General features: G+C 71.4%; 19 protein-coding genes. 10 read left to right on the forward strand and 9 right to left on the reverse strand.

What is annotated here, in order from left to right:
• Positions 1 to 109 precede the first annotated feature (109 nt).
• The 4 genes from J2X41_RS17150 to J2X41_RS17165 form a co-directional block, all read right to left on the reverse strand.
• Positions 110 to 1,342 carry a sigma-70 family RNA polymerase sigma factor gene (locus tag J2X41_RS17150; RefSeq protein WP_310083443.1) on the reverse strand — a complete coding sequence of 411 codons (1,233 nt, stop codon included), beginning with the start codon at positions 1,340 to 1,342 and terminating at the stop codon, positions 110 to 112.
• A gap of 5 nt (positions 1,343 to 1,347) precedes the next feature.
• Positions 1,348 to 1,701 (reverse strand): YciI family protein, encoded by a 354-nt coding sequence (locus tag J2X41_RS17155; RefSeq protein ID WP_310083446.1) that lies wholly within the window; start codon positions 1,699 to 1,701, stop codon positions 1,348 to 1,350.
• 122 nt (positions 1,702 to 1,823) lie between these two features.
• Positions 1,824 to 2,180 carry a YciI family protein gene (locus J2X41_RS17160; RefSeq protein WP_310083449.1) on the reverse strand — a complete coding sequence of 119 codons (357 nt, stop codon included), beginning with the start codon at positions 2,178 to 2,180 and terminating at the stop codon, positions 1,824 to 1,826.
• A 218-nt stretch (positions 2,181 to 2,398) separates the two neighbouring features.
• Positions 2,399 to 3,733: a dihydroorotase gene (locus J2X41_RS17165; RefSeq protein ID WP_310083451.1), complete on the reverse strand. Its 1,335-nt coding sequence runs from the start codon at positions 3,731 to 3,733 to the stop codon at positions 2,399 to 2,401.
• A gap of 283 nt (positions 3,734 to 4,016) precedes the next feature.
• Between J2X41_RS17165 and pip the strand changes: the two genes are divergently transcribed.
• Positions 4,017 to 5,102, forward strand: coding sequence for a prolyl aminopeptidase (gene pip, locus J2X41_RS17170; protein WP_310083454.1), 1,086 nt, complete (start codon positions 4,017 to 4,019; stop codon positions 5,100 to 5,102).
• 12 nt (positions 5,103 to 5,114) lie between these two features.
• On the opposite strand, the gene J2X41_RS17175 is transcribed toward pip, so the two are convergent.
• Entirely contained in the window at positions 5,115 to 6,239 is a 1,125-nt protein-coding gene (locus J2X41_RS17175; protein WP_310083457.1) for a glycosyltransferase family 9 protein, read from the reverse strand.
• 109 nt (positions 6,240 to 6,348) lie between these two features.
• Here J2X41_RS17175 and J2X41_RS17180 point away from each other — a divergent pair, with 109 nt between their 5' ends.
• The 3 genes from J2X41_RS17180 to J2X41_RS17190 all read left to right on the forward strand — a co-directional run bounded on the left by J2X41_RS17180 (position 6,349) and on the right by J2X41_RS17190 (position 8,896).
• Positions 6,349 to 7,167, forward strand: coding sequence for a folate-binding protein YgfZ (locus tag J2X41_RS17180; protein ID WP_310083460.1), 819 nt, complete (start codon positions 6,349 to 6,351; stop codon positions 7,165 to 7,167).
• Between the two features lie 52 nt (positions 7,168 to 7,219).
• On the forward strand, positions 7,220 to 7,804 hold the full coding sequence (locus tag J2X41_RS17185) for a DNA-3-methyladenine glycosylase I (protein ID WP_310083849.1): 585 nt from the start codon (positions 7,220 to 7,222) through the stop codon (positions 7,802 to 7,804).
• A gap of 87 nt (positions 7,805 to 7,891) precedes the next feature.
• Positions 7,892 to 8,896: a glycerophosphodiester phosphodiesterase family protein gene (locus tag J2X41_RS17190; protein ID WP_310083462.1), complete on the forward strand. Its 1,005-nt coding sequence runs from the start codon at positions 7,892 to 7,894 to the stop codon at positions 8,894 to 8,896.
• Here the strand turns inward: J2X41_RS17190 and J2X41_RS17195 are convergent.
• Entirely contained in the window at positions 8,880 to 10,934 is a 2,055-nt protein-coding gene (locus tag J2X41_RS17195) for an acyltransferase family protein (protein ID WP_310083464.1), read from the reverse strand. The genes J2X41_RS17190 and J2X41_RS17195 overlap by 17 nt on opposite strands.
• 201 nt (positions 10,935 to 11,135) lie before the next feature.
• Between J2X41_RS17195 and J2X41_RS17200 the strand changes: the two genes are divergently transcribed.
• Complete coding sequence (locus tag J2X41_RS17200) at positions 11,136 to 11,786, forward strand: ribonuclease HII (protein WP_310083852.1); 651 nt, start codon at positions 11,136 to 11,138, stop codon at positions 11,784 to 11,786.
• 7 nt (positions 11,787 to 11,793) lie between these two features.
• On the opposite strand, the gene J2X41_RS17205 is transcribed toward J2X41_RS17200, so the two are convergent.
• Positions 11,794 to 12,351: a dihydrofolate reductase family protein gene (locus tag J2X41_RS17205; RefSeq protein ID WP_310083467.1), complete on the reverse strand. Its 558-nt coding sequence runs from the start codon at positions 12,349 to 12,351 to the stop codon at positions 11,794 to 11,796.
• A gap of 216 nt (positions 12,352 to 12,567) precedes the next feature.
• Between J2X41_RS17205 and ccrM the strand changes: the two genes are divergently transcribed.
• Entirely contained in the window at positions 12,568 to 13,644 is a 1,077-nt protein-coding gene (gene ccrM / locus J2X41_RS17210) for an adenine-specific DNA-methyltransferase CcrM (protein ID WP_310083469.1), read from the forward strand.
• A 5-nt stretch (positions 13,645 to 13,649) separates the two neighbouring features.
• Here ccrM and J2X41_RS17215 read toward each other — a convergent pair whose 3' ends face one another.
• A complete protein-coding gene (locus J2X41_RS17215) occupies positions 13,650 to 14,246 on the reverse strand; it encodes a hypothetical protein (RefSeq protein ID WP_310083472.1) in 597 nt (198 codons plus the stop codon).
• A 61-nt stretch (positions 14,247 to 14,307) separates the two neighbouring features.
• A complete protein-coding gene (mutY, locus tag J2X41_RS17220) occupies positions 14,308 to 15,372 on the reverse strand; it encodes an A/G-specific adenine glycosylase (protein WP_310083474.1) in 1,065 nt (354 codons plus the stop codon).
• Positions 15,373 to 15,573: 201 nt separating this feature from the next.
• Here mutY and J2X41_RS17225 point away from each other — a divergent pair, with 201 nt between their 5' ends.
• The 4 genes from J2X41_RS17225 to J2X41_RS17240 all read left to right on the forward strand — a co-directional run bounded on the left by J2X41_RS17225 (position 15,574) and on the right by J2X41_RS17240 (position 21,020).
• Positions 15,574 to 16,116, forward strand: coding sequence for a DciA family protein (locus J2X41_RS17225; protein WP_310083478.1), 543 nt, complete (start codon positions 15,574 to 15,576; stop codon positions 16,114 to 16,116).
• A gap of 152 nt (positions 16,117 to 16,268) precedes the next feature.
• On the forward strand, positions 16,269 to 16,904 hold the full coding sequence (locus J2X41_RS17230; RefSeq protein WP_310083481.1) for a thioredoxin domain-containing protein: 636 nt from the start codon (positions 16,269 to 16,271) through the stop codon (positions 16,902 to 16,904).
• Positions 16,901 to 17,557 (forward strand): DsbA family protein, encoded by a 657-nt coding sequence (locus J2X41_RS17235; RefSeq protein WP_310083484.1) that lies wholly within the window; start codon positions 16,901 to 16,903, stop codon positions 17,555 to 17,557. Before J2X41_RS17230 ends, J2X41_RS17235 begins: the two co-directional genes overlap by 4 nt.
• A 16-nt stretch (positions 17,558 to 17,573) precedes the next feature.
• Entirely contained in the window at positions 17,574 to 21,020 is a 3,447-nt protein-coding gene (locus tag J2X41_RS17240; RefSeq protein ID WP_310083487.1) for an AAA family ATPase, read from the forward strand.
• Positions 21,021 to 21,160: the final 140 nt, after the last annotated feature.

Below are 21,160 nucleotides of genomic sequence, written 5' to 3' on the forward strand. Positions count from 1 at the left end.
ACGTCACCAGCCCAAGGGCTGGCTAGACTTAGCGAAGCAGGGGCCGAGGTGTCAGCTATGTCCCCGGACTGAACAACAAGGCCCGGGATGACGGCTGCAGTGTGGGCAATCACGGCCCTGCCGCCCGCCCCCGCCGCCGCTCCAGCCACAGGCGCTCGGCCGGGGCGGGATCAAGCGCCAGGGCGCGGTCGTAGGCGGCGACGGCCTCGCCGCCGCGGCCCAGCCGGGCCAGCAGGTCGGCGCGCACGGCGTGGAACGGGCCGAAGTCGCGGAAGGCGACGGAGTCCAGCCAGTCCACCTCGGCCAGGGCCTGGGCCGGCCCCGTCACCTCGGCCACCGCCACGGCCCGGTTCAGCCGCACCACCGCGTCGTCGCGCCACCGCAGCAGGGCGTCGTAGAGGGCCAGCACGGCCGGCCAGGGCGCGGGCTCGGCCAGGCTGGCGCGCGAGCACCAGGCCGCGTGGATCGCGGCTTGAAGCTGCCTGGGCCCTGGCTGGCGGCGGCGGGCGGCGGCGTGCAGCAGGGCCTCGGCCTGGTCGATCAGCGGTCGCCGCCACAGGGCCGGATCCTGCTCGGACAGCGGCGTCATCGCCCCGCCGTCGTCCAGCCGCGCCGGGCGTCGGGCCTCGGCGTAGCGGACCAGGGCGGCGAAGGCCAGGCATTCGGGCTCGTCGGGCAGCAGGTCGGCCAGCACCGCGGTCAGGTCCAGCATCTCCTTGGCGTAGCCGGCGTGCTGCCCGGCCCCGGCCGCGTCCTCGTGGGCCTTGGCGTAGGCGATCTCCAGGGTCGACAGCACCGCCCCGATCCGCTCGGGCCAGGCCTCGGGACCTGGCACCTCGAAGGCGATGCCGGCCTCGGCGATCTTGCGCTTGGCCCGCACCAGCCGCTGGGCCAGGGTCGGCTCGGCCACTAGGAAGGCGCGGGCGATCTCCTGGGTGGACAGGCCGCAGACCAGGCGCAGGGTCAGGGCCGCGCGGGCGTCGGGCGCCACGGCCGGGTGGCAGCAGACGAAGATCAGCCGCAGCCGCTCGTCGGGGATCAGGCGGGCGTCGTCGATCATGGCGTCCTCCGCGCTGGGGGGCGGCGCCGGCGGGTCGGGGACCAGCCGGGTCCGCACCCCGCGCCGCCGCAGCATGTCCAGCGCCCGCCGCTGGGCGACGCTGTAGAGCCAGGCGGCGGGATCGCGCGGCTCACTGTCCTTGGGCCAAGCCTGGGCGGCGGCCAGGCAGGCTTCGGCGAAGGCCTCCTCGGCCAGGTCCAGGTCGCGGAACTTGGCGGCCAGGGCGGCGATCACCCGCCCGCCGTGCGCCCGGGCCGCCTGGTCGAGGAGACTCCTGCCCATCGCGGTCAGGTCGTCCCGTCAATGATCGGCCGGACCTCGACCGAGCCGTCGCCGGCCAGGGGCAATTTGCGGGCCCAGGCCAGGGCGGCGTCCAGGTCGTCCGCCTCGATCAGGTAGAAGCCGCCCAGCTGCTCCTTGCTCTCGGCGAACGGTCCATCGTGCAGGCCGCACTGGCCGCCGGCCCGGCGCACGGTGGTGGCGGTGTTGGTGGTCTTCAGCCCCGCGCCACCCCGCAGCAGACCTTTCTCGACCAGTTCGGCCGCGAAGGCCTGGTGCTGGGCGATGATCTCCTTCCAGGCGCGGCCGTTCTCGTCGCGATAGGCCGTCTCGTCCTCGTAGATCAGCAAGGCGTATTGCATGGATCGGTCCTCCTCGATGGCCGGATCGGCGGGAGCGCCGGCCGGTCTCGGATCAGAGACGGGGCAGCCTGGCCGGACTCGACATTCGCCCGCAAGTTTTTCGGCGCGCCCGGTCGTCAGCCTCAGGCGACCTCGTGCGCGATCGCCCGGATCTCGACCTTGCCGCCCGGGATCTGCGGGATCTTCCGGGCCCAGGCCTCGGCGGCCGCCATGTCCGGCGCCTCGACCAGGTAGAAGCCGGCCAGCTGCTCCTTGGTCTCGGCGAACGGCCCGTCATGGACCACGTGGCCGTCGGCGGTCTGGGCGATGGTGCGAGCCGACGGGGTATTGACCAGCCGCGCCCCCAGCCAGGCCACGCCGCCGGCCCGCAGCTCCGCCTGCAGCGCCTCATGCGCGGCGATGACGCCCGGCTTGATCGGATCGGTCTCGGGCCGCGCCCACTCGGCTTCGCTGGAATAGATCATCAGCAGGTACTTCATCGAACCCTCCGTCGGCGCACGGGCGCGCGCCCTCGCTGAAAGACGCGCGAGGTGGAGTGGATTCGACAGGGTGGTGAAGAAAAGTCGAGGGAGATAGGTCCTCCCCCTGTGGGGGAGGCGGCGCGAAGGCGCCGGTGGGGGGCGTAGACCCACCTCGGCAAACTCCCCCCTCCGTCGGCTGCGCCGACACCTCCCCCATAGGGGGAGGGCCTTTTGCGTCAGCCCGCCAGCGTCTCCAGGAACCTTACCGGCGCGCCCGTCCCCTCCGCCACGATCTCGTCGTCGCGCATGACCACGGTCCCACGCACGATGGTCGCCACCGGCCAGGCCTTGGCCTCGAAGCCGTCGAACGGGGTCCAGCCCGAGCGGGTGGCCATCCAGTCGTGGGTGATGATGCGCCGGGCCTTCATGTCGACGATGGTGAAGTCGGCGTCGAAGCCCTCGGCGATGCGGCCCTTGTCGGCCAGGCCGAACACGCGGTTGACCCCGTGGCTGGTCAGGTCGACGAAGCGCTCCAGCGACAGCCTGCCATTCACGACATGCGTCAGCATGATGGGAACAAGCGTCTGGACGCCGGGCATGCCCGAGGGCGAGGCCGGATAGGGCCGGGCCTTTTCCTCGCGGGTGTGGGGGGCGTGGTCGCTGCCCAGCACGTCGGCGATGCCCGTCTCGATCCCGCGCCAAACGCCGGCCACGTGCTCGGCCGAGCGGATCGGCGGGTTCATCTGGGCGAAGCCCTTCAGCCGCTCATAGGCCTCGGGCGCGACCAGGGTCAGGTGCTGGGGCGTGACCTCGACGCTGGCCACGTCCTTGTTCCGGGCCAGGAAGTCGATCTCCTGGTGGGTGGTGACGTGCAGCACGTGGATGCGCTTGCCCAGGCGCTTGGCGATGTTCACCAGGCGATGGGTCGACTGCAGGGCGGCCTGGGCGTCGCGGACCTCCGGATGGCTGGTCCAGTCGCCGGGCCGGGCCAGGCTGCGACGCTCGGCCAAGCGGTATTCGTCCTCGGAGTGGAACGCCGCGCGGCGGTTGACATGCCGCAGCACGTTCTCGACGCCCTCGTCGTCCTGGACCAGCAGGGTGCCGGTCGAGGCGCCCATGAACACCTTGATGCCGCAGCAGCCCGGCAGGCGCTCCAACTCGCCCAGGAAGGTCGCGTTCTCGTGGGTGCCGCCGACATAGAAGGCGTGGTCGGTGTGCATGCGACCCTTGGCGCGGGCCAGCTTGTCGGCCAGGGCGTCGGGATCGGTGGTGGTCGGCTCGGTGTTGGGCATCTCGAACACCGCCACCACCCCGCCCAGGGCCGCGCCGCGCGAACCGCTCTCCAGGTCTTCCTTCCACTCCAGGCCGGGCTCGCGGAAGTGGACCTGGCTGTCGATGACGCCGGGCAGCACGGTCAGGCCGGCGGCGTCGAACACCTCGCCGGCGCTGGCCTGGGACAGGTCGCCGATGGCGACGATCTTGCCGCCGCGCACGCCGATGTCGGCGAAGCCGCGGCCCGCGTGGTTGACCACCTCGCCGCCGCGCACGATCAGGTCGAAGGTCTGGGTCATGAGGCTGAGCTCCCAGTGAGTTTGGGCGGTCTAGGACAGATCGACGTCTAACGGCTGTGGCGAAAACCTCGTCCTTCGACAAGCTCAGGATGAGGTTTTTCTAACGCCGTAGCCTGTGAATGGTCCTCATCCTGAGCTTGTCGAAGGACGAGGACCACGCACTGTTCGAATGCAGGCCCGTCCTAGGAGTGCGCCTGGGCTACCGCAAGCCAAAACCGACATTGACCGCCGCGCGCGACGGGCGCACCTCCCCGTCGTTTCCTCAAACAGCAACGAGGCTCCGATGGACTTCTCCAGGCTCCAGGCCGCCAGCAAGGTCACGGACGAGTGGAAGTATCCGCAAGCCCGGCCCAACCGCACCGGGATGCTGCCGGTCGACCAGGCGCCCGATCACACGCTCTACTGGGAGGAATACGGTAACCCGCAGGGCGAGCCGGTGATGTTCCTGCACGGCGGGCCGGGCGGGGCCTGCGCGCCGGTGATGTCGCGGTTCTTCGATCCCGGGCGCTATCGGGTGATCCTGTTCGACCAGCGCGGCTGCGGCAAGAGCACGCCGACCGTCGCCTCGCACGGCCCCGCCGTCGCCCTGGTCCGCAACGACACCGACCACCTGGTGGCCGACATCAACCGCCTGCGCGAGGCGCTCGGCATCCGGGGTCCGATGCACGTGTTCGGCGGCAGCTGGGGCAGCACCCTGGCCCTGGTCTACGCCGTCCGCCATCCCGAGCACGTGGCCTCGCTGATCCTGCGCGGCGTCTTCCTGGGGACGCGCGAGGACCTGCTCTACATGTACCAGGGCAATGCGGCGGTGTTCGACAAGACGCCCTACGCCCTCAGCGAGCCGGGCGCCTATGTCGCCTATCCCGACGAGTGGAAGGCGTTCGTCGAGGTCATACCGCCCGAGCGGCGCGGCGACATGATGGGGGCCTACAAGGCGATCTTCGACGCCAAGCCAAGCGACGATGCCGGCCGCCAGGCCCAGCTGCGCGCGGCCCTGGCCTGGTCGGTCTGGGAAGGGGCGATCTCCAACATGATCCCCGAGACCGGCGACCCGGGAAAGTTCGGCGAGGCCGACTTCGCCCTGTGCTTCGCCCAGATCGAGGCCCAGTTCTTCGCCAACGACCTGTTCCTGGAGCCGGACTATATCGTCCGCAACGTCGCGCGGATCGCCCGGCTGCCGATCCACGTCGTGCACGGCCGCTTCGACCAGGTCTGCCCGCTGACCCAGGCCTCGCGGCTGGTCGCGGCGCTGGCGTCGGTCGGCGCCGCCCCGGCCACCTATGTGCGCACCAACGCCGGCCACAGCGCCATGGAGGCGCAGACCGTGCTGGCCCTGACGGCGATCATGGACGGGCTGCCGAGGCTGTGAGTTGGGATGGCGCTAAGTGCGGTCTGCGTCGATAGCGTCTTCGGAAGGCGCGGCCTCTTCCGCTGGCGCCGCATCCTCGACCACGGCCTGGAGCTCCGACGTCACCGCCGCGTCCTCGACGGTCGGCTCGGCCGCGTCTTCCTCGATCGCCTTGGCCTTGACCTCGGCCAGCAGCGCCTTGGCCGCCTTGACCACCGTGGCCACCGGCAGGTCGCTCATGTGGCGGATGGCCTGGGACAGGTCGGGGTCGACGGCCAGGAACTGCTCGAAGCTGCGCGGGCCGCGCACGGCCTTGGTCAGCGGGCCCCAGGGGCCGTAGCGGCGCTCGTCCGAGGGGCCGAACAGGCCGATCGTCGGGACGCCTGCCGCGGCGGCGATGTGCATCAGGCCGCTGTCGTTGCCGATGAACAGGTCGGCGCGCTTCAGGGCCGCATAGGCGGTCAGCAGGTCGACCTTGCCGGTCAGGTCGACATAGCGGCCGCGGGCCGAGGCCATGCGCAACTCCTCGACCATCCGCCCGTCGCCGGGACCGCCCAGGATCAGCAGCCTCCCGCCGGCCAGAGCGCCGCCGGGCCCCAGAAGCTGCTGGGCGGTCTGGGCGAAGCGCTCGATCGGCCAGATCTTGCCCACCCAGTTAGAGGCCGGGCCGACGGCCAGGATCGGACCCGCCGGCTCGCCCGGGCGCGGCGCCAGCAGCTGGTCGGCCAACGACTGGACGTCGGGGGTGATGTAGAGGTGCGGGGCCGGCGGGTCGCCTTCCAGCTTCAGCACCTTGGCGGCCTCGACCACCTTGTGGATCGGCTCGCCGGTGTTGCGCTTCCAGACCGCGCGCTTCTCGCGGCGCAGGAAATAGGCTGTGCCCGAGCCGCGCAGATCGACGACCAGGCCCCATTTGCGATGACGCACCTGGTTCCACAGCTTGAACCAGTGGCCCTTGCCCTTGCCCTTCTCCATGACGATCACCCGGTCGAGCCCGGGCACGTGGGCGAAAAGGGGAGCCGCCAGAGGGCCGGAGACGATGGTGAAGCGGGCGTTGGGGATCTGGTCGGCCAGGAACTTGATCAGGCCGGACGACAGCACGGCGTCGCCGATCCGCGTGGCGGTGATGAAGAGAATCGGGAAGGCCCGCTGTGTCATCGGAGCATGTATAGGGCGTCCGGCGAGTCGGCGCATCCCTCGATAACGGTTGAGCTTTCTCTTCGTTAAGGACTGGCGCGGGTGCGTCCGCCTTGCCACATGTACAGGCATGAGCACGCCCCGCATCGCCCACCTCGACAGCCGCGCCGTCATCGCCGTCACCGGTCCCGACGCCAAGACGTTCCTCAACGGCCTGTTGAGCCAGGAGATCGAGACCCTCGCGCCGGGCGAGCTGCGGTTCTCCGGCCTGCTGACCCCGCAGGGCCGGCTGCTGTACGACCTGTTCGTCGTGGCGGTGGGGGACGGACTGCTGCTGGACATCGCGGCCGAGCACCGCGACGCCATCCTCGCGCGCCTGACCCTGTACAAGCTGCGGGCCAAGGTGGAGCTGGTGGCGTCGGACTCGGCCGTTCTCGCGAACTTCCCAGCCCAGGTCGACGAGGTGGAGGCGGGATGGTTCGCCGACCCCCGCCTGCCTGCCCTGGGCTGGCGGGCCTATGGCCTCGACGTCGCGCCCACCGCCACGGAGGATGACTACGACGCCCATCGTCTGACCCTCGGCGTACCCGGCCCGACCGACTGGGGAACCGACAAGACCTATCCGATCGAGGCCGATTTCGACCTGCTGAACGGGATCGACTTCAAGAAGGGCTGCTTCGTCGGCCAGGAAACGACCAGCCGCATGAAGCGGCGCGGGACGATCAAGAGCCGCATGCTGCCGATCGCCTTCGACGGCCCGCCGCCGGCCTTCGGGACCGAGGTGCTGGCGGGCGAGCTGCGGGCCGGCGAGCTGCTGTCAGGCCGCGACGGCCGGGCCATGGCCCTGCTGCGCCTGGACCGCGTCGCGGGCGCGGCGCTGACGGCGGACGGCCGCGCGGTGACGGTCGATTGGCCCGACTGGGTTCCCGCGCCGACGCCAGCCGAGTAGGCGTTCACGAAAAGTTCTGGAAATTCTCGTGAACCTCGGCCAAGCTCGCGGCATGACCGAGATCCAACGCTGCACCTGGCGGGGCATGAACGGCGACCCGTTCTACGAGGCCTATCACGACACCGAATGGGGCGTGCCGGAGTACGATTCCCGCGCCCTGTGGGAGAAGCTGGTGCTGGACGGGTTCCAGGCCGGGCTGTCGTGGATCACCATCCTGCGCAAGCGCGAGGCCTTCCGCGCCGCCTTCGCCGATTTCGATCCCGACAAGGTGGCCCGGTTCGGCGACGCCGACCGCGCCCGGCTGATGGCCGACGCCGGCATCATCCGCTCGAACGGCAAGATCGACGCGGCGATCTCCGGCGCCCGGATCTATTGCGACATGCGCGAGCGCGGCGAGGACTTCTCCGCCCTGCTGTGGGGCATGGTCGGCGGCAAGCCGGTGCAGAACCATTGGACCGGCGGCGACGTCCCGGCCCAGACGCCCCTGGCGGTCGACATGGCCAAGATGCTCAAGGCCAGGGGCTTCAAATATTGCGGCCCGGTGATCGTCTACGCCTTCATGCAGGCGACGGGCCTGGTCAACGACCACCTGACGACCTGCTTCCGGCACGAGCAGTGCCGCGAGCTGGCGCGGTAGGGCGCGGCGCCCGTCATGGCCCCGTCGATCTTCTGACGCTCTACTGTTGCGGGAATCTGGCATATAGGCGCAGTGGATAGCTTGACCATGCGCCCCGCCCGTTTCCTTTCCCGACGCCTCGCGGCGATCGCCGCGGCGTTCGCCGCCGGCGCCGGCCCGGCGCTGGCCGAAATCCCGGCGGATCCGCCGGGGGCGGACCTGCGAGGCCGGCTCTATGACTGGGCCGACGGCGTGCTGGTGGTGGCGCACCGCGCCTGCCACGCGCCGGCCGCTTCGCGCGGCATGGCGGCGGCCCTGCCGGAAAACTCCCTGGCGGCGCTGGATCGCTGCCTGGCCCTGGGCGTCGACATGGTCGAGATCGACATTCGCCGCACGGCCGACGGCGCGCTGGTGGTCCTGCACGACCCGACCGTCGACCGCACCACCGACGGCCACGGCCGGGTGGCCCAAATGACCTTGCGCCAGGTCCAGGCGCTGCGCCTGACGTCGCCCGGCGGCCGGTCGGGCGAGGCCCCGCCGACCCTGGAGGCGTTTCTGGCGCACGCCCAGGGCCGCATCCTGGTCAATCTCGACGTCAAGGAGCCGATCGCCGAGCAGGTGGCCCAGGTCGTCCTGGCCAGCGGGGCCGCCGGTCAGGTGCTGGTCAAGGCCCGGCCCGAACCGGACGCCGCCCCCATGGCCGACCTGCCGCCCTATAGCGGCCTGGCCTTCATGCCGATGGTCGGCGCCGTCAACGGACGCGCGGCGCGCGACCCGGCCGGGATCACCGCCCGCCAGGTGTCGGCCGAGAACCGCGTCCCGGCGATCGAGCTGTGCGACCTGCGGCGCTCGCAGTTCAAGGCCGTGCGGGCCGCCGCGCGCCTGGCGCGGGTGAGGCTGTGGAGCAACGCCCTGGCCGGCAAGGGTCTGAAGGGCGTCTGGGCCCGGGCCTGGGCCGGCGGCGCGGCGGCCGACGGGCGGCGCACCTGGGCGCGGCTGGTCGACGACGGGGTCAGCGTGATCCAGACCAACCGGCCGGCGGCGCTGCTCGACTATCTCGACGCGCGAAGCCTGCGCGGTCGCGCCCCGCCCCTCGTCAACGCCGCCCTGTAGGCGCCCCCAGCGGCGCGGACAGGCGCCGCCAGCCGTCGTCCAGCCACGGCGGGACCAGCCGCCGCGCGCCGGAGGCGCTGAGGTGGTCGTCGTCGAAATAGACCGGACGGCCGTCGATCACGCCGGCGCAGCCGTCGTCCCGGCACAGCGTGTCGGTGGGGAAGACGGCGACGACGCCCGGACGGTCCTCGACCGCGGCGCGGATCGCGGCCTCGGCGGGTATGGCCCGGGCCAGGGGCGGACCGGCCGGGACCCGGGCGCAGACATCGGGGCGCCCGCCCAGCTGGCGCTGCTGGGCCAGGCATTCGGGCGGGGCCAGGGTCAGTTCCGGCACGGGGCCGATCACCACCACCCGCAGGTCTGGCCGGCGGCGGGCGATGGCGTCCAGGGTCGCGCCGAGGACGGCCGACAGTTCCGGCCTGACGCCGGGCCGGGCGGCGGCGTCGACCGCCACGCGCGGCGAATTGACGTCGTAGAACGGTGGCGCGTCGCGATACAGCGGCCAGCGGGCCGCCAGCACCACCAGGGTCAGCCGGCGATCGGCGGCGATCTGGTCCAGGGTCCTGGCCGCCCACGCCTCGCAGCCCCGGTCCAGGCGGCCGAACACCCGCACCCGCACGCCCGTCAGCGGCGGACAGCCGCCCCGGGCGACTTCGCGCACGCTCCAGCCCCGCGCCCGCGCCCAGGCGACCACGCCCGGCGTGACGGCGTCGGCGTGGGAGTCGCCCCAGACCAGCACCTGGTCGCCCCCGGGACCGGGCGCGACGCCCGGCGCAGCGCCGAACCGGCATTGGTCGGGCGAGGCCTTGTCCGCCCCTTCGAAACAGGCCTTGCGTGCCGGATTGACGTCGGTTTCCTCCAGGTCGGCCAGGGCCCGGGCGTCCGGTGACAGGCGCTGGGGCAGGCCATGACCGAGGAACAGCGCCGCTCCGGCCACGATGGGCGCCAGCAGCAGCGGCAAGACGCCGCCCAGCCGCCGCCAGGGACGGTCGACCGGGCCGCGCCGCAGGGGCTGCTCGACGAAGCGCCAGGTCAGGACGGCCAGGCCCAGCGAGAGCGCCACCACGCCCAGCCGCTGGACGATCGTCAGGGGCTGCTGCGCCACGTCGGCGGCCAGCACCAGCAGCGGCCAGTGCCACAGATAGAGCGAATAGGACACGCGCCCCAGAGCCACGACCGGGGCGGCCCGCAGGAGCGCCGCCGCGCCGGGCGTCGCGTCCTGGCCGCTCCAGACCAGCAGCGCCGCGCCCAGGCAGGCCGGCACGGCGCCCAGGCCGGGGAACGGACTGGCCTGGTTCAGCGCGACCAGGCTCCAGGCGATCGCCAGCAGGCCGCAGCCCGCCGCCAGGTTGGCGGCTCGGGAATCGCCGGGCGGACGTACCAGGCCCAGGGCCAGGATCCCGCCCGCCAGGAACTCCCAGGCCCGGGTCGGCAGATGGAAGAAGGCCGCGACCCCGCCGCCGCCGGCCACCATCGCCTGGGCCAGGACCAGCGACGCCGCCAGCAGCGCCAGGGCCAGCCCGGCCCGGGCCCGGCGTAACGCGCCCAGCGACAGCAGCGCGATCAGGGCCGGCCAGACCAGGTAGAACTGCTCCTCCACCCCCAGCGACCACAGGTGCAGCAGCGGGTTCTGCTGCAGGGATGGCGCGAAATAGCCAGGGCTCTGGCCGGCCAGGACATTGGCCAGGAACAGGCCCGAGGCCGCCGCGGCCGCGCCGGTCTGGGCCAGCAGGCGCGGCATCTCGATCCAGGCCGCCAGGGCGACGGTGACCAGCGTCACCAGGACATAGGCCGGAACGATCCGCCGCGCCCGGCGCAGGTAGAACCCGCCCCAGGAGAACCGCCCTTCGTCGCGCGCCCCGGCCAGGATGCGGGTGATCAGGAAGCCCGAGATCACGAAGAACAGGTCCACCCCGACGAAGCCGCCCGGCAGGACGGCGGGGAAGGCGTGGTGGATCACGATGGCGGCCACGGCCAGGGCGCGCAGCCCGTCGATGTCGCGTCGGTAGGCCGGACGCCCCTCTTGACCGTTCTGCATGCCGCCCTCGACTTACATCTGTAATCTACAGTGCCGCGACTAGGCGGGCTCGGTCAAGGCTATTTATTACGGGCGTAATTATCCTCACGGCGCGCCGTTTCACGCGGCCGCCATGCACGCCCGGTCTTTTCCCCTTCCCCCGAAACGGACTATGAGCAGGTCGTGCCCAAGTCCCCCGCCCTCGCCCGCACGGGCCCCGACATGATGCTGGAAGCCGCCTGCGGCCCCGGCCACGTCTGCGGCGTGGACGAGGCCGGGCGGGGCCCGTGGGCTGGACCGGTCAGCGCCGCGGCGGTGATCCTGGACCCCGCCCGCGTTCCCAAGGGCCTGGACGACTCCAAGAAGCTGACCGCCAAGGCCCGCGCGTCCCTGGAGATCGAGATCAAGCAGGTCGCGATCGCCTGGTGCGTGGGCCTGGCCAGCGTCGAGGAGATCGAGGACCTCAACATCCTGCACGCCGCCGGCCTGGCGATGCGCCGGGCGATCGAGGGGCTTTGCGTCCAGCCGGCCATGGCCCTGGTCGACGGCAACTACGCGTTCAAGCTGCCCTGCGGGGTCAAGACGGTGGTCAAGGGCGACAGCCTGTCGTGCTCGATCGCCGCGGCCTCGATCCTGGCCAAGGAAGCCCGCGACCGGATCATGGTCGAGATGGACGCGGTCTATCCCGGCTACGGCTTCGCCGGCCACAAGGGCTATCACGCCGCCGTCCATGTCGAGGGCCTGCGCAGGCTGGGCCCCTCGCCGATCCATCGGATGGGCTGGGCGCCGGTCAAGCTGGCCCTGGCTGGCGAGCTGGGGTCTGGTGACCTGGCGCTGGGCGATGCAGCGTTCGACGACGAGCTCGGCGCCTGACCAGCCGCTACGAAGCCACCGCCAGCTTCCGAACCGACCTGTAGCTCAGCCCGTAGTCCAGCAGAACCACCCCGCGCTCCAGCGCCTCGACACCGTTCAGCCGCATGCCGCCCAGGCCTCGCGCGCAGCGGGGAAACAGCGACCGCCCCTCGCCCAGCAGCACCGGCGCGACCAGCAGTTCCAGCCGGTCCAGCGCCCCGGCCTCGATCATGCCCGCCATCAGCCGGCCGCCGCCCACCACCCAGACGTCGCCGTCGTCCAGACCGCGCAGATAATCGACCAGGGCCGGCAGGCCGTCGGTCCAGAACCGCGTCTTCTCGCGCACGCTGGCGCCGCGCCCCGAGGTCAGCACTAGGCCGCGCTTGCCGGCGTAGGGCCAGCCGATCCCCAGGCTGGGGATCAGGTCGTAGGTCCGCCGGCCCATCACCACGGTGGCGACCTGGTCGATGAACCGCTGGTAGCCGTGCTCGACCGAGACGAACGGCGCTAGCGCCGCGACGCTCCCGTCGAGGCCGGCCACATAGCCGTCCAGGCTGGCGGCGATCAGTCCGCGAATGACGGCCATGGCTCCCTCGAAATCAGACGCGAAAGTCGGGTCGCCAGCATTTCAGAACAATTAGGGAACATCAAGTATCGCGCTGACGATGCTGGATTTTCTGAGTCCGATCAGACTCAATCGGTCGAGCGCCGGTAGGGTTAACGGGCGATAACCATGTCCATCAACACACTATTTACTAGCTAGACTCATGATTCCGCTCAGTGTTTTTGACGGGAAGCGGACATGTCCTTCGGGCCTGAAACCATCATCCAGGGCGACTGCATCGAGGCGATGAACGCCCTGCCCGAGAAGTCCGTGGACCTGATCTTCGCCGATCCGCCCTATAACCTGCAGCTGGGCGGCGACCTGCTGCGTCCCGACAATTCCAAGGTCGACGCGGTCGACGACCACTGGGACCAGTTCGAGAGCTTCGCCGCCTACGACAAGTTCACCCGCGAGTGGCTGAAGGCCGCCCGCCGGGTGCTGAAGGACGACGGCGCGATCTGGGTGATCGGCAGCTACCACAACATCTTCCGCGTCGGCGTCGCCGTGCAGGACCTGGGCTTCTGGATCCTCAACGACGTGATCTGGCGCAAGTCCAACCCGATGCCCAACTTCAAGGGCACCCGCTTCGCCAACGCCCACGAGACCCTGATCTGGGCCTCCAAGAGCCAGGGCGCCAAGCGCTACACCTTCAACTACGACGCGCTGAAGATGGCCAATGACGAGGTGCAGATGCGCTCGGACTGGACCATCCCGCTGTGCACCGGCGAGGAGCGCATCAAGGGCGCCGACGGAAACAAGGCCCATCCGACCCAGAAGCCCGAAGCCCTGCTCTACCGGGTGATCCTGTCGACCACCAAGCCGGGCGATGTGATCCTGGACCCGTTCTTCGGCGTCGGCACCACCGGCGCGGCCGCCAAGCGCCTGGGTCGCAAGTTCGTCGGCATCGAGCGCGAGGCCGAATATATCGCCCACGCCAAGGCGCGCATCGCCAAGGTCGTTCCGATCGCGCCGGAAGACCTGGACGTCATGGGCAGCAAGCGTTCGGAGCCGCGCGTGCCGTTCGGCAACATCGTCGAGGCCGGCCTGCTCAATCCGGGCGACACCCTGTACTGCGCCAAGGGTTCGCACGCCGCCAAGGTCCGGGCCGACGGCTCGATCACGGTGGGCGACCTGTCGGGCTCGATCCACAAGGTCGGCGCCCTGGTGCAATCGGCCCCGGCCTGCAACGGCTGGACCTACTGGCACTTCAAGACCGACAAGGGCCTGGCCCCGATCGACGTGCTGCGCAGCCAGGTGCGGGCGGGGATGAACTAGCAGGCTTAGTGGGTCGTGGCGCCCCGAAAAGCATCGAACTCAGCCGCGAGATCGGCCAGGGGACGGGCTTCCGGTGGCGCGAGGGCTTCAAAGCTGACCGCTCCGACCCCGGTCATGACGTCATACTCACCCAATGCCTGATCGAGCATTAGAAATCCGATCATTGAACGCTCGCGCTCGGTGAAATCCCCGTCGATGAAGACCGCCAAGTCGAGCTTCTCGCCGTCGAAAGCCGAATTATAACGAACATCATCGCCGGTGATTTTCCGATCCAGGATTTCCAGGCCCAGGGTCGGCCAGCGATGGCGAAACGCGGTGAAGAGGAAACCCGGCAACTTCGGCGCGGCGCGCGTAAGTGCGAGAACCGCCGGCAAGGCCTCCCTCATGCCATCGGCCGAAATAATCAGTTCGACGGTGTCCGCGTCGGGCTTGCCGATCTCGTGGACCACGGTCGGATGCACTTTCGAGAGCCTGTCACCTAGTTTTCCGATGATGAGAGCATGATCCTGGCGTTCGACGCCCTTCCGGATCTTGTCGGCGTTCGCCCCGAACCAACGCCAGAAGGCGGCGACGTCATCCTTCGGGCGAAACCAGTTCAACATGATCAATCCACTTCAGGTCGAGCTTGCACGGAAGCATGCCTCGCCGTCTGAAGGCAATAAGCTAGACCAGGCGATCCCGTCCCGCCTTGGCCGCCTTCAGGAACACGCTCGGCAGCGCCGCCAGGCCTTCCGGATCGGTCCAGACGAAGTCGCCCTCGCCGTTACTCTCGGCCCGCAGCACCCTCAGCGTGAGGGAGAAGTGGGTGAAGACGTGCTCCACCACGCCGAAGTCGCGCCAAGCGCCGGCGGCGGGCGCGGCCTCGGCGGCTTCCGAATCGGCCCACGGACGATCGCGCCAGTCGCTGGTCGGCAGGCCCAGCATGCCGCCCAACAGGCCCTTGGGAGGGCGGCGGACCAGGGCGGTGGCGTCGCCGCGGGTCAGCACATAGGCCACGCCATGGCGGTGCGGCCGGTCAGCCTTCTTGACCTTGCGTGGATAGGTCTCCGGCGCGCCGGTCTTCAGGCCCGCGCACCAGGCCCGAACCGGACAGCGGTCGCACAGCGGGCTCTTGGGCCGGCACACGCCGGATCCCAGATCCATCAGCGCCTGGGCCCAGTCGCCGGGGCGCCCATGGCCCTTAGCGCCGGTGACCAGCTCGCCGGCCAGGCGCTTGAGTTCGGGCTTGGCGTCGGGAACCGGATCCTCGACCGCGAACAGCCGAGCCATCACCCGCTCGACATTGCCGTCGACGACATTGGCCGGGCGGTCGAAGGCGATGGCGGCCACGGCGGCGGCGGTGTAGGCGCCCACGCCCGGCAACGCTCGCAGGCCTTCTTCGGTGTCGGGAAACACCCCACCGTGCTCGGCCGCCACGGCCCGGGCGCAGGCCAGCAGGTTGCGGGCCCGGGCGTAGTAACCCAGCCCCGCCCAGGCGGCCATCAACTCGCCGTCCTCGACCGCCGCCAGGTCCGACACGGTCGGCCAGCGCTGGGTGAAGCTCAGGAAATAGGGCGTGGCGTGCGGCACCGTGGTCTGCTGCAGCATCACCTCCGACAGCCAGACGCGGTAGGGATCCGACCGCGCCCCGGCCTTGCCGGCCGCCGGCCCTGTGCGCCAGGGCAGGTCCCGCGCCTGGGCGTCGTACCAGGCCAGCAGGGCGGCGCGGAGGGCGGGGATGTCGAGCATGAGGCTCGTATGGCAAATCCGGGAGAACAGGGGGAGCCCCCTTTCGGTTGTCATCCCGGAAAGCGCGTGGCGCTTGTCCGGGACCCAGGACAGCCGCACCGCCTTCGCCCAGTCCCCTGGGCCCCGGACAGCCTCTGCGAGGCTTCCGGGATGACACCCTTTTTGATCATCACAGGCCTTCGCCTCTGCTACCTTGCCGCCATGCGCCGTCGCCCCCTGCCCACCGCGGAAGAAGCCCTCGAGATCCTCAAGCGCCGCCGCACGCGTCCGCAGCGGCGACCGCCGCCGCCGGCCGGCAAGTCGCTGGCCCCGCTGATCAAGCAGCTGGACGAGAAGTTCGGCCAGGGGCCCGCCGTGCTGAAGGCCCGCTGGCGCGAGATCGTCGGCGAGACCCTGGCCCGCCGCACCGAACCCGTGCGCGTGATCAAGAGCCGCACCGGCGAGGGCGGCACGCTGGAGCTGCGGGTCGACGGGCCCGTGGCTTCGCTGATCCAGCACCAGGCGCCGCAGATCACCCAGCGCCTGGACCTGCTGCTGGGCAAGGGCGCGGTGACCAAGCTGCGCATCGTCCAGGGACCGGTGAAGGCCCCGGCGGCCCCCGTCGCGGCCGCCTCGCGCCGCAAGCCGCCGCTGGACGCCGCCCAGGAGCGCGACCTGGCCGACAGCCTGGCCAGCCAGCCGGACGGCGGCCTGAAGGACGCCCTGCTGAAGCTGGGCCGCGGCGTGCTGCGCGATCCGCGCTGAACCCGGCCGCCGGCAGGCCTTAACGGCAAGGCCTCACTGGATTGACAACCGGACGTTCGATAGGCTGATGCGACGCCTTATCCGCGCCCTTTTCACGCGACTAAAGAATCGCGCTTAACTTCACTGTTCACGCCTCTTCCAGGGAAGATCACATGCGTCCGCTGACCCGCCGGCTCCTGACCGCCGTCGCCCTCACCGCCTCTCTGGGCGTCGCGCTCGCCGGCTGCGACAAGAAGGAGTCGGTGTCCGCCGACGACATGTCGCTGGGCAACGCCAACGCCAAGGTCACGGTCGTCGAGTACGCCTCGGCCTCGTGCGTCCACTGCGGCCGCTGGAACAACGAGGTCTTCCCGGCCTTCAAGGCCAAATACATCGACACCGGCCGCGTGCACTACGTCTATCGCGAGTTCCTGACCGAGCCTGTTCAGGTGGCCTCGGCCGCGTTCCTGATGGCTCGCTGCGCCGGCAAGGACAAGTATTTCTCGGTGCTCGACTCGGTCTACCACTCGCAGGAAGAGATGTTCACCACCGGCGACTATCGCGGCGTGCTGCTGCGCATCGCCCAGTCGGCCGGCATGGACGAGGCCCAGTTCACCAGCTGCGTGACCGACGAAAAGGCCCTCAAGGCCCTGAACGCCCGGGTCGAGAAATACCAGGCCGACGCCAAGATCACCGGCACCCCGACCTTCGTCATCAATGGCAAGAAGGCCGGCGGCGACGACGGCGGCGAGCAGTCGATGGCCCAACTGGACGCCGCCATCGCCGCGGCCGAGGCCGCCGCCAAATGATCCTCGACCGGCGCGCCTTGATCGGAACGGGTCTCCCTGTCTTGGGATGGGCGGCCTCGGGCGCGGCGATCATCGCCGCGCCGACGATCGCGCGCGCCGCGCCGCTGCCGCCGGCCGAGGGCGACATGGCCTTGGGCTTGCCCAAGGCCAAGGTGCAGGTGGTGGAGTACGCCTCGCTGTCCTGCACCCACTGCGCCCACTGGAACAACGAGGTGTTCCCGGCCTTCAAGGCCCGGTTCATCGATACGGGCAAGGTCCGCTACGTGTTCCGCGAGTTCCTGACCGAGCCCGCCCAGTTCGCCGCCGCCGGCTACCTGCTGGCCCGGCGGGCGGGGCCGGGCCGCTATTTCCAGGTGATCGACGCGGTCTTCAAGCAGCAGGCGGCGATCTTCGAGAGCCAGGACCTGTGGGGCGGCCTGCTGAAGATCGGCAAGAGCTTTGGCCTGACCGAAGAACAGTTCACCGCCGCTCTACAGGACAAGGCGGGGCTGGACGCCGTCAACGCCCGGGTCGAGAAGGCCGCCGAGCGCGACAAGATCCAGTTCACCCCGACCTTCTTCGTCAACGGCCAGCGCTACGAGGGCGGCCTGCCGATCGAGACCCTCGCCGGCGCGATCGCCAAGGCGGCGCAAACCAAGCCCGGCAAGGGCTGAGGGGCGGGCGCGCGCCGTGCAATTCCAGCGCCTGCGCCTTTCGGGATTCAAGTCCTTCGTCGAGCCGACCGAGTTCCGGATCGAGCCCGGCCTGACGGGGATCGTCGGGCCGAACGGCTGCGGCAAGTCCAACCTGCTGGAAGCCCTGCGCTGGGTGATGGGCGCCAACTCCGCCAAGGCCATGCGGGCGGGCGGCATGGACGACGTGATCTTCGCCGGCAGCGGCGCCCGCCCGGCCCGCAACCACGCCGACGTCACCCTGACCATCGACAACGCCGACCGTACGGCCCCGGCCCAGTTCAACGACGATCCGGTGCTGGAGGTCGTACGCCGCATCGACCGCGGCGAGGGCTCGACCTACCGCATCAACGGCCGCGAGGTGCGGGCCCGCGACGTCCAGCTGCTGTTCGCCGACGCCTCGACCGGCGCCAACTCGCCGGCCCTGGTCCGCCAGGGCCAAATCAGCGAGCTGATCGGCGCCAAGCCGCAGAACCGCCGCCGCATCCTGGAGGAGGCGGCCGGAGTCTCGGGCCTGCACACCCGCCGCCACGAGGCCGAGCTGCGGCTGCGCGCCGCCGAGGCCAATCTCTCGCGGCTGGAGGACGTGGCCCGCGAGCTGGAGACGGCGCTGGGCCGCCTTCGCCGCGAAGCCCGCCAGGCCGAGAAGTACAAGCGGCTGTCGGCCGAGATCCGCGCCGTGCAGGGCGCGGTGCTCTACACCCGCTGGACCGAGGCCCGCGACACCCTCAACCGCACGCAGAGCGAGGCCACCGAGGCCGCGCGCGCCGTCGAGGACACCGCCCGCGCCGCCGCCGCCGCCCAGACCGCGATCCTGGCGGCCGAGACCGCCATGCCGCCGCTGCGCGAGGAGGCCTCGATCGCCCAGGCGATCCTGGGCCAGCTGGCCATCCAGAAGGACCGGGCCGAGCGCGAGGCCGAGGCGGCCCAGGCCGAGTTCGAGCGATTGTCGGCGGACCTCGCCCGTATCGACGACGACCGGGCTCGCGAGGCGCAAGGGCTGCAGGACGCCGTCCAGGCCCTGGCCCGCGCCGACGCCGAACTGGCCGAGCTGCGGGCCCTGATCGCCGCCGCGCCGGCCCGCGGTCCGGAACTGGCCGCCGCCGCCAAGGCCGCAGAGGACCGGCGGGCCAAGGCCGACACCGAGGTCGAGCAGTTGGCCGCCCGCGCCGCCGCCGAGGACGCCCGGGCCCGCGCCGCCGCCCAGCGCCTCGCCGAGGCCGAGAGCCGCCTGGCCCGCACCGTCCGCGCCCTGGACCAGGCCAAGGCCGAGCGCGCCGCCGTCGGTCCCGTGGTCGACCCCGCCGCCGCCGAGGCCCGCCAGCGCTTCGCCAACGCCGAGGCCGGCCTGGCCGCGGCCCGCAAGGCTCTCGAGGACGCCGAAGCCGTCCGCGTCAAGGCCGCCGCCGCCGAGGCCCAGGCCCGCGACCTGGCCCGCAAGGTCGAGGACCAGCTGGGCCGCCTGCGCACCGAGGCCCGGGGCCTGGCCCAACTGACCGCCCCGCGCGCCAAGAGCGGCTTCTCGCCGGCCTTGGACGCGGTGACGCCGGAGAAGGGCTACGGCGCGGCCCTGGCCGCCGCGCTCGGCGACGACCTGGAGGCGGCGCTGGATCCCCGCGCGCCGTCGTTCTGGGCGGGCGGCGAACCCAAGCCCGTAGCCTGGCCGGACGGCGCGACGCCGCTGGCTCCGCTGATCAAGGCCCCGCCGGAGCTGGCGGCCCGGCTGTCGCACGTGGCCGTGGTCGAGCGGGCCGACGGCGACCGCCTGGCCAAGGGCCTTCCGGTCGGGGCGCGGCTGGTCTCCCGGGAAGGCGACCTGTGGCGCTGGGACGGCTTCACGGCCCGGGCCGACGCGCCCAAGCCGGCCGCCGTGCGGCTGGAGCAGCGCACCCGCCTGGCCGAGGTCGAGGCGGAGATCGACCAGGTCGCCCCGCGCGCCGACGCCGCGACCGCCGCCCTGAAGACCGCCGCCGACGCCCTGCGGGTCGCGGAGGAAACCTTGCGGGACAAGCGGCGCGGCCCGCCCGACGCCGAGCGCCTGCTGACCGGGGCGCGCGAGCAGGTGGCCCGCTACGAGCGGGAGTCCGCCCAGCGCGAGGCGCGCGCCCAGTCGCTGGACGACACCATCGCCCGCTTCGAGGCCGAGCGGGTCGAGGCCGACACGGCCCTGGCCGCCGTCCGCGCCGAGAGCGCCGGGGTCGAGAGCGCCGAGGACCTGGCCCCACGCCTGGCCGCCGCCCGCCAGGCCGCGACCGCCGCTCGTGAAACCGCCGCCGCCGCCCGCTCGGCCCTGGACCAGGAAACCCGCGAGACCGCCGGCCGGGCGCGTCGCCTGGAGAGCCTGGAACGCGACCACGCCGACTGGGCCAAGCGCCGCGAGGCCTCAAGCCGGCGCGAGACCAGCCTGGAGGCCGATCGGATCAAGGCCGCCGCCGCCCTGGAGGCCGCCCGCGAGGCGCCGACCGTGCTGGCCGGCAAGCTGGTGGTCATCGTCGAGCAGTTCGCCGCCGCCGAGGATCGCCGGGCCAAGGCCTCAGACGCCCTGGAGGCCGCCGAGACCGCCCGCCTCAACGCCGACCGCGCGGCCCGCGCCGCCGAACAGGCCGCCTCGGAAGCCCGCGAGAAGCGCGCCGGCCTGGTGGCCACCCTGGACGCCGCCCGCGACCGCTTCGCCGAGGTGGCCGGGGCGATCCGCGAGCAGGCCCGCATGGAGCCGGAGGAACTGGGCCGGCACGTGGCCGGCGAGGCCGTGGCCGTGCCCAAGGACGCCGCGGGCGTGGAAGCTCACCTCTTTGCTCTCGAAAGAGAGCGGGACGCGATCGGTCCGGTGAACCTGCGCGCCGAGGAGGAGGCCAACGAATATGCCGCGCGGCTGGAGACCATGCGCACCGAACGGGCCGACCTGTCGGGCGCGGTGGGCAAGCTGCGGGCCGGCATCGAGGAGCTGAACGCCGAGGGCCGCGAGCGCCTGCTGGCGGCGTTTGACGTAATCAACGCCAACTTCCAGACCCTCTTCCAGGCCCTGTTCGGCGGCGGCCAGGCCGAGCTGAAGCTGATCGAGAGCGACGACCCGCTGGAGGCCGGCCTGGAGATCTTCGCCTGCCCGCCCGGCAAGCGCATGGCCAGCATGAGCCTGATGAGCGGCGGCGAGCAGGCCCTGACCGCCAGCGCCCTGATCTTCGGCGTCTTCCTGGCCAACCCGGCTCCGATCTGCGTGCTGGACGAGGTCGACGCCCCGCTGGATGACGCCAATGTCGACCGCTACTGCAACATGCTGGACGAGATGCGCCGCCGCACCCGCACGCGGTTCATCGCCATCACCCACAATCCGGTGACCATGAGCCGGATGGACCGGCTGTTCGGCGTGACCATGGCCGAGCGCGGGGTCAGCCAGCTGGTCAGCGTGGACCTCAGCACGGCGGAGCAGCTGGTGGCGGCGCAGTAAGATTCTCAAGGTCCTCCCCCTGTGGGGGAGGTGTCGGCGAAGCCGACGGAGGGGGGAGTGATTGGCAGGCCGTCAGGCCTACGATCGACGATCCTAAAACTCCTCCCACCGATCGCTTCGCGATCCCCTCCCCCACAGGG

Origin of the sequence: Caulobacter sp. BE254 (genome assembly GCF_031457295.1) — a bacterium.
In the GTDB taxonomy this organism is placed as follows: Bacteria; Pseudomonadota; Alphaproteobacteria; order Caulobacterales; family Caulobacteraceae; genus Caulobacter.

What these genes read in the sequence shown, in the direction of transcription:
- J2X41_RS17150 (WP_310083443.1), bottom strand. Translation starts at nt 1,342, where the DNA reads ATGGGCAGGAGTCTCCTCGACCAGGCGGCCCGGGCGCACGGCGGGCGG.
- J2X41_RS17155 (WP_310083446.1), bottom strand. Translation starts at nt 1,701, where the DNA reads ATGCAATACGCCTTGCTGATCTACGAGGACGAGACGGCCTATCGCGAC.
- J2X41_RS17160 (WP_310083449.1), bottom strand. Translation starts at nt 2,180, where the DNA reads ATGAAGTACCTGCTGATGATCTATTCCAGCGAAGCCGAGTGGGCGCGG.
- J2X41_RS17165 (WP_310083451.1), bottom strand. Translation starts at nt 3,733, where the DNA reads ATGACCCAGACCTTCGACCTGATCGTGCGCGGCGGCGAGGTGGTCAAC.
- pip (WP_310083454.1), top strand. Translation starts at nt 4,017, where the DNA reads ATGGACTTCTCCAGGCTCCAGGCCGCCAGCAAGGTCACGGACGAGTGG.
- J2X41_RS17175 (WP_310083457.1), bottom strand. Translation starts at nt 6,239, where the DNA reads ATGACACAGCGGGCCTTCCCGATTCTCTTCATCACCGCCACGCGGATC.
- J2X41_RS17180 (WP_310083460.1), top strand. Translation starts at nt 6,349, where the DNA reads ATGAGCACGCCCCGCATCGCCCACCTCGACAGCCGCGCCGTCATCGCC.
- J2X41_RS17185 (WP_310083849.1), top strand. Translation starts at nt 7,220, where the DNA reads ATGACCGAGATCCAACGCTGCACCTGGCGGGGCATGAACGGCGACCCG.
- J2X41_RS17190 (WP_310083462.1), top strand. Translation starts at nt 7,892, where the DNA reads ATGCGCCCCGCCCGTTTCCTTTCCCGACGCCTCGCGGCGATCGCCGCG.
- J2X41_RS17195 (WP_310083464.1), bottom strand. Translation starts at nt 10,934, where the DNA reads ATGCAGAACGGTCAAGAGGGGCGTCCGGCCTACCGACGCGACATCGAC.
- J2X41_RS17200 (WP_310083852.1), top strand. Translation starts at nt 11,136, where the DNA reads ATGATGCTGGAAGCCGCCTGCGGCCCCGGCCACGTCTGCGGCGTGGAC.
- J2X41_RS17205 (WP_310083467.1), bottom strand. Translation starts at nt 12,351, where the DNA reads ATGGCCGTCATTCGCGGACTGATCGCCGCCAGCCTGGACGGCTATGTG.
- ccrM (WP_310083469.1), top strand. Translation starts at nt 12,568, where the DNA reads ATGTCCTTCGGGCCTGAAACCATCATCCAGGGCGACTGCATCGAGGCG.
- J2X41_RS17215 (WP_310083472.1), bottom strand. Translation starts at nt 14,246, where the DNA reads ATGTTGAACTGGTTTCGCCCGAAGGATGACGTCGCCGCCTTCTGGCGT.
- mutY (WP_310083474.1), bottom strand. Translation starts at nt 15,372, where the DNA reads ATGCTCGACATCCCCGCCCTCCGCGCCGCCCTGCTGGCCTGGTACGAC.
- J2X41_RS17225 (WP_310083478.1), top strand. Translation starts at nt 15,574, where the DNA reads ATGCGCCGTCGCCCCCTGCCCACCGCGGAAGAAGCCCTCGAGATCCTC.
- J2X41_RS17230 (WP_310083481.1), top strand. Translation starts at nt 16,269, where the DNA reads ATGCGTCCGCTGACCCGCCGGCTCCTGACCGCCGTCGCCCTCACCGCC.
- J2X41_RS17235 (WP_310083484.1), top strand. Translation starts at nt 16,901, where the DNA reads ATGATCCTCGACCGGCGCGCCTTGATCGGAACGGGTCTCCCTGTCTTG.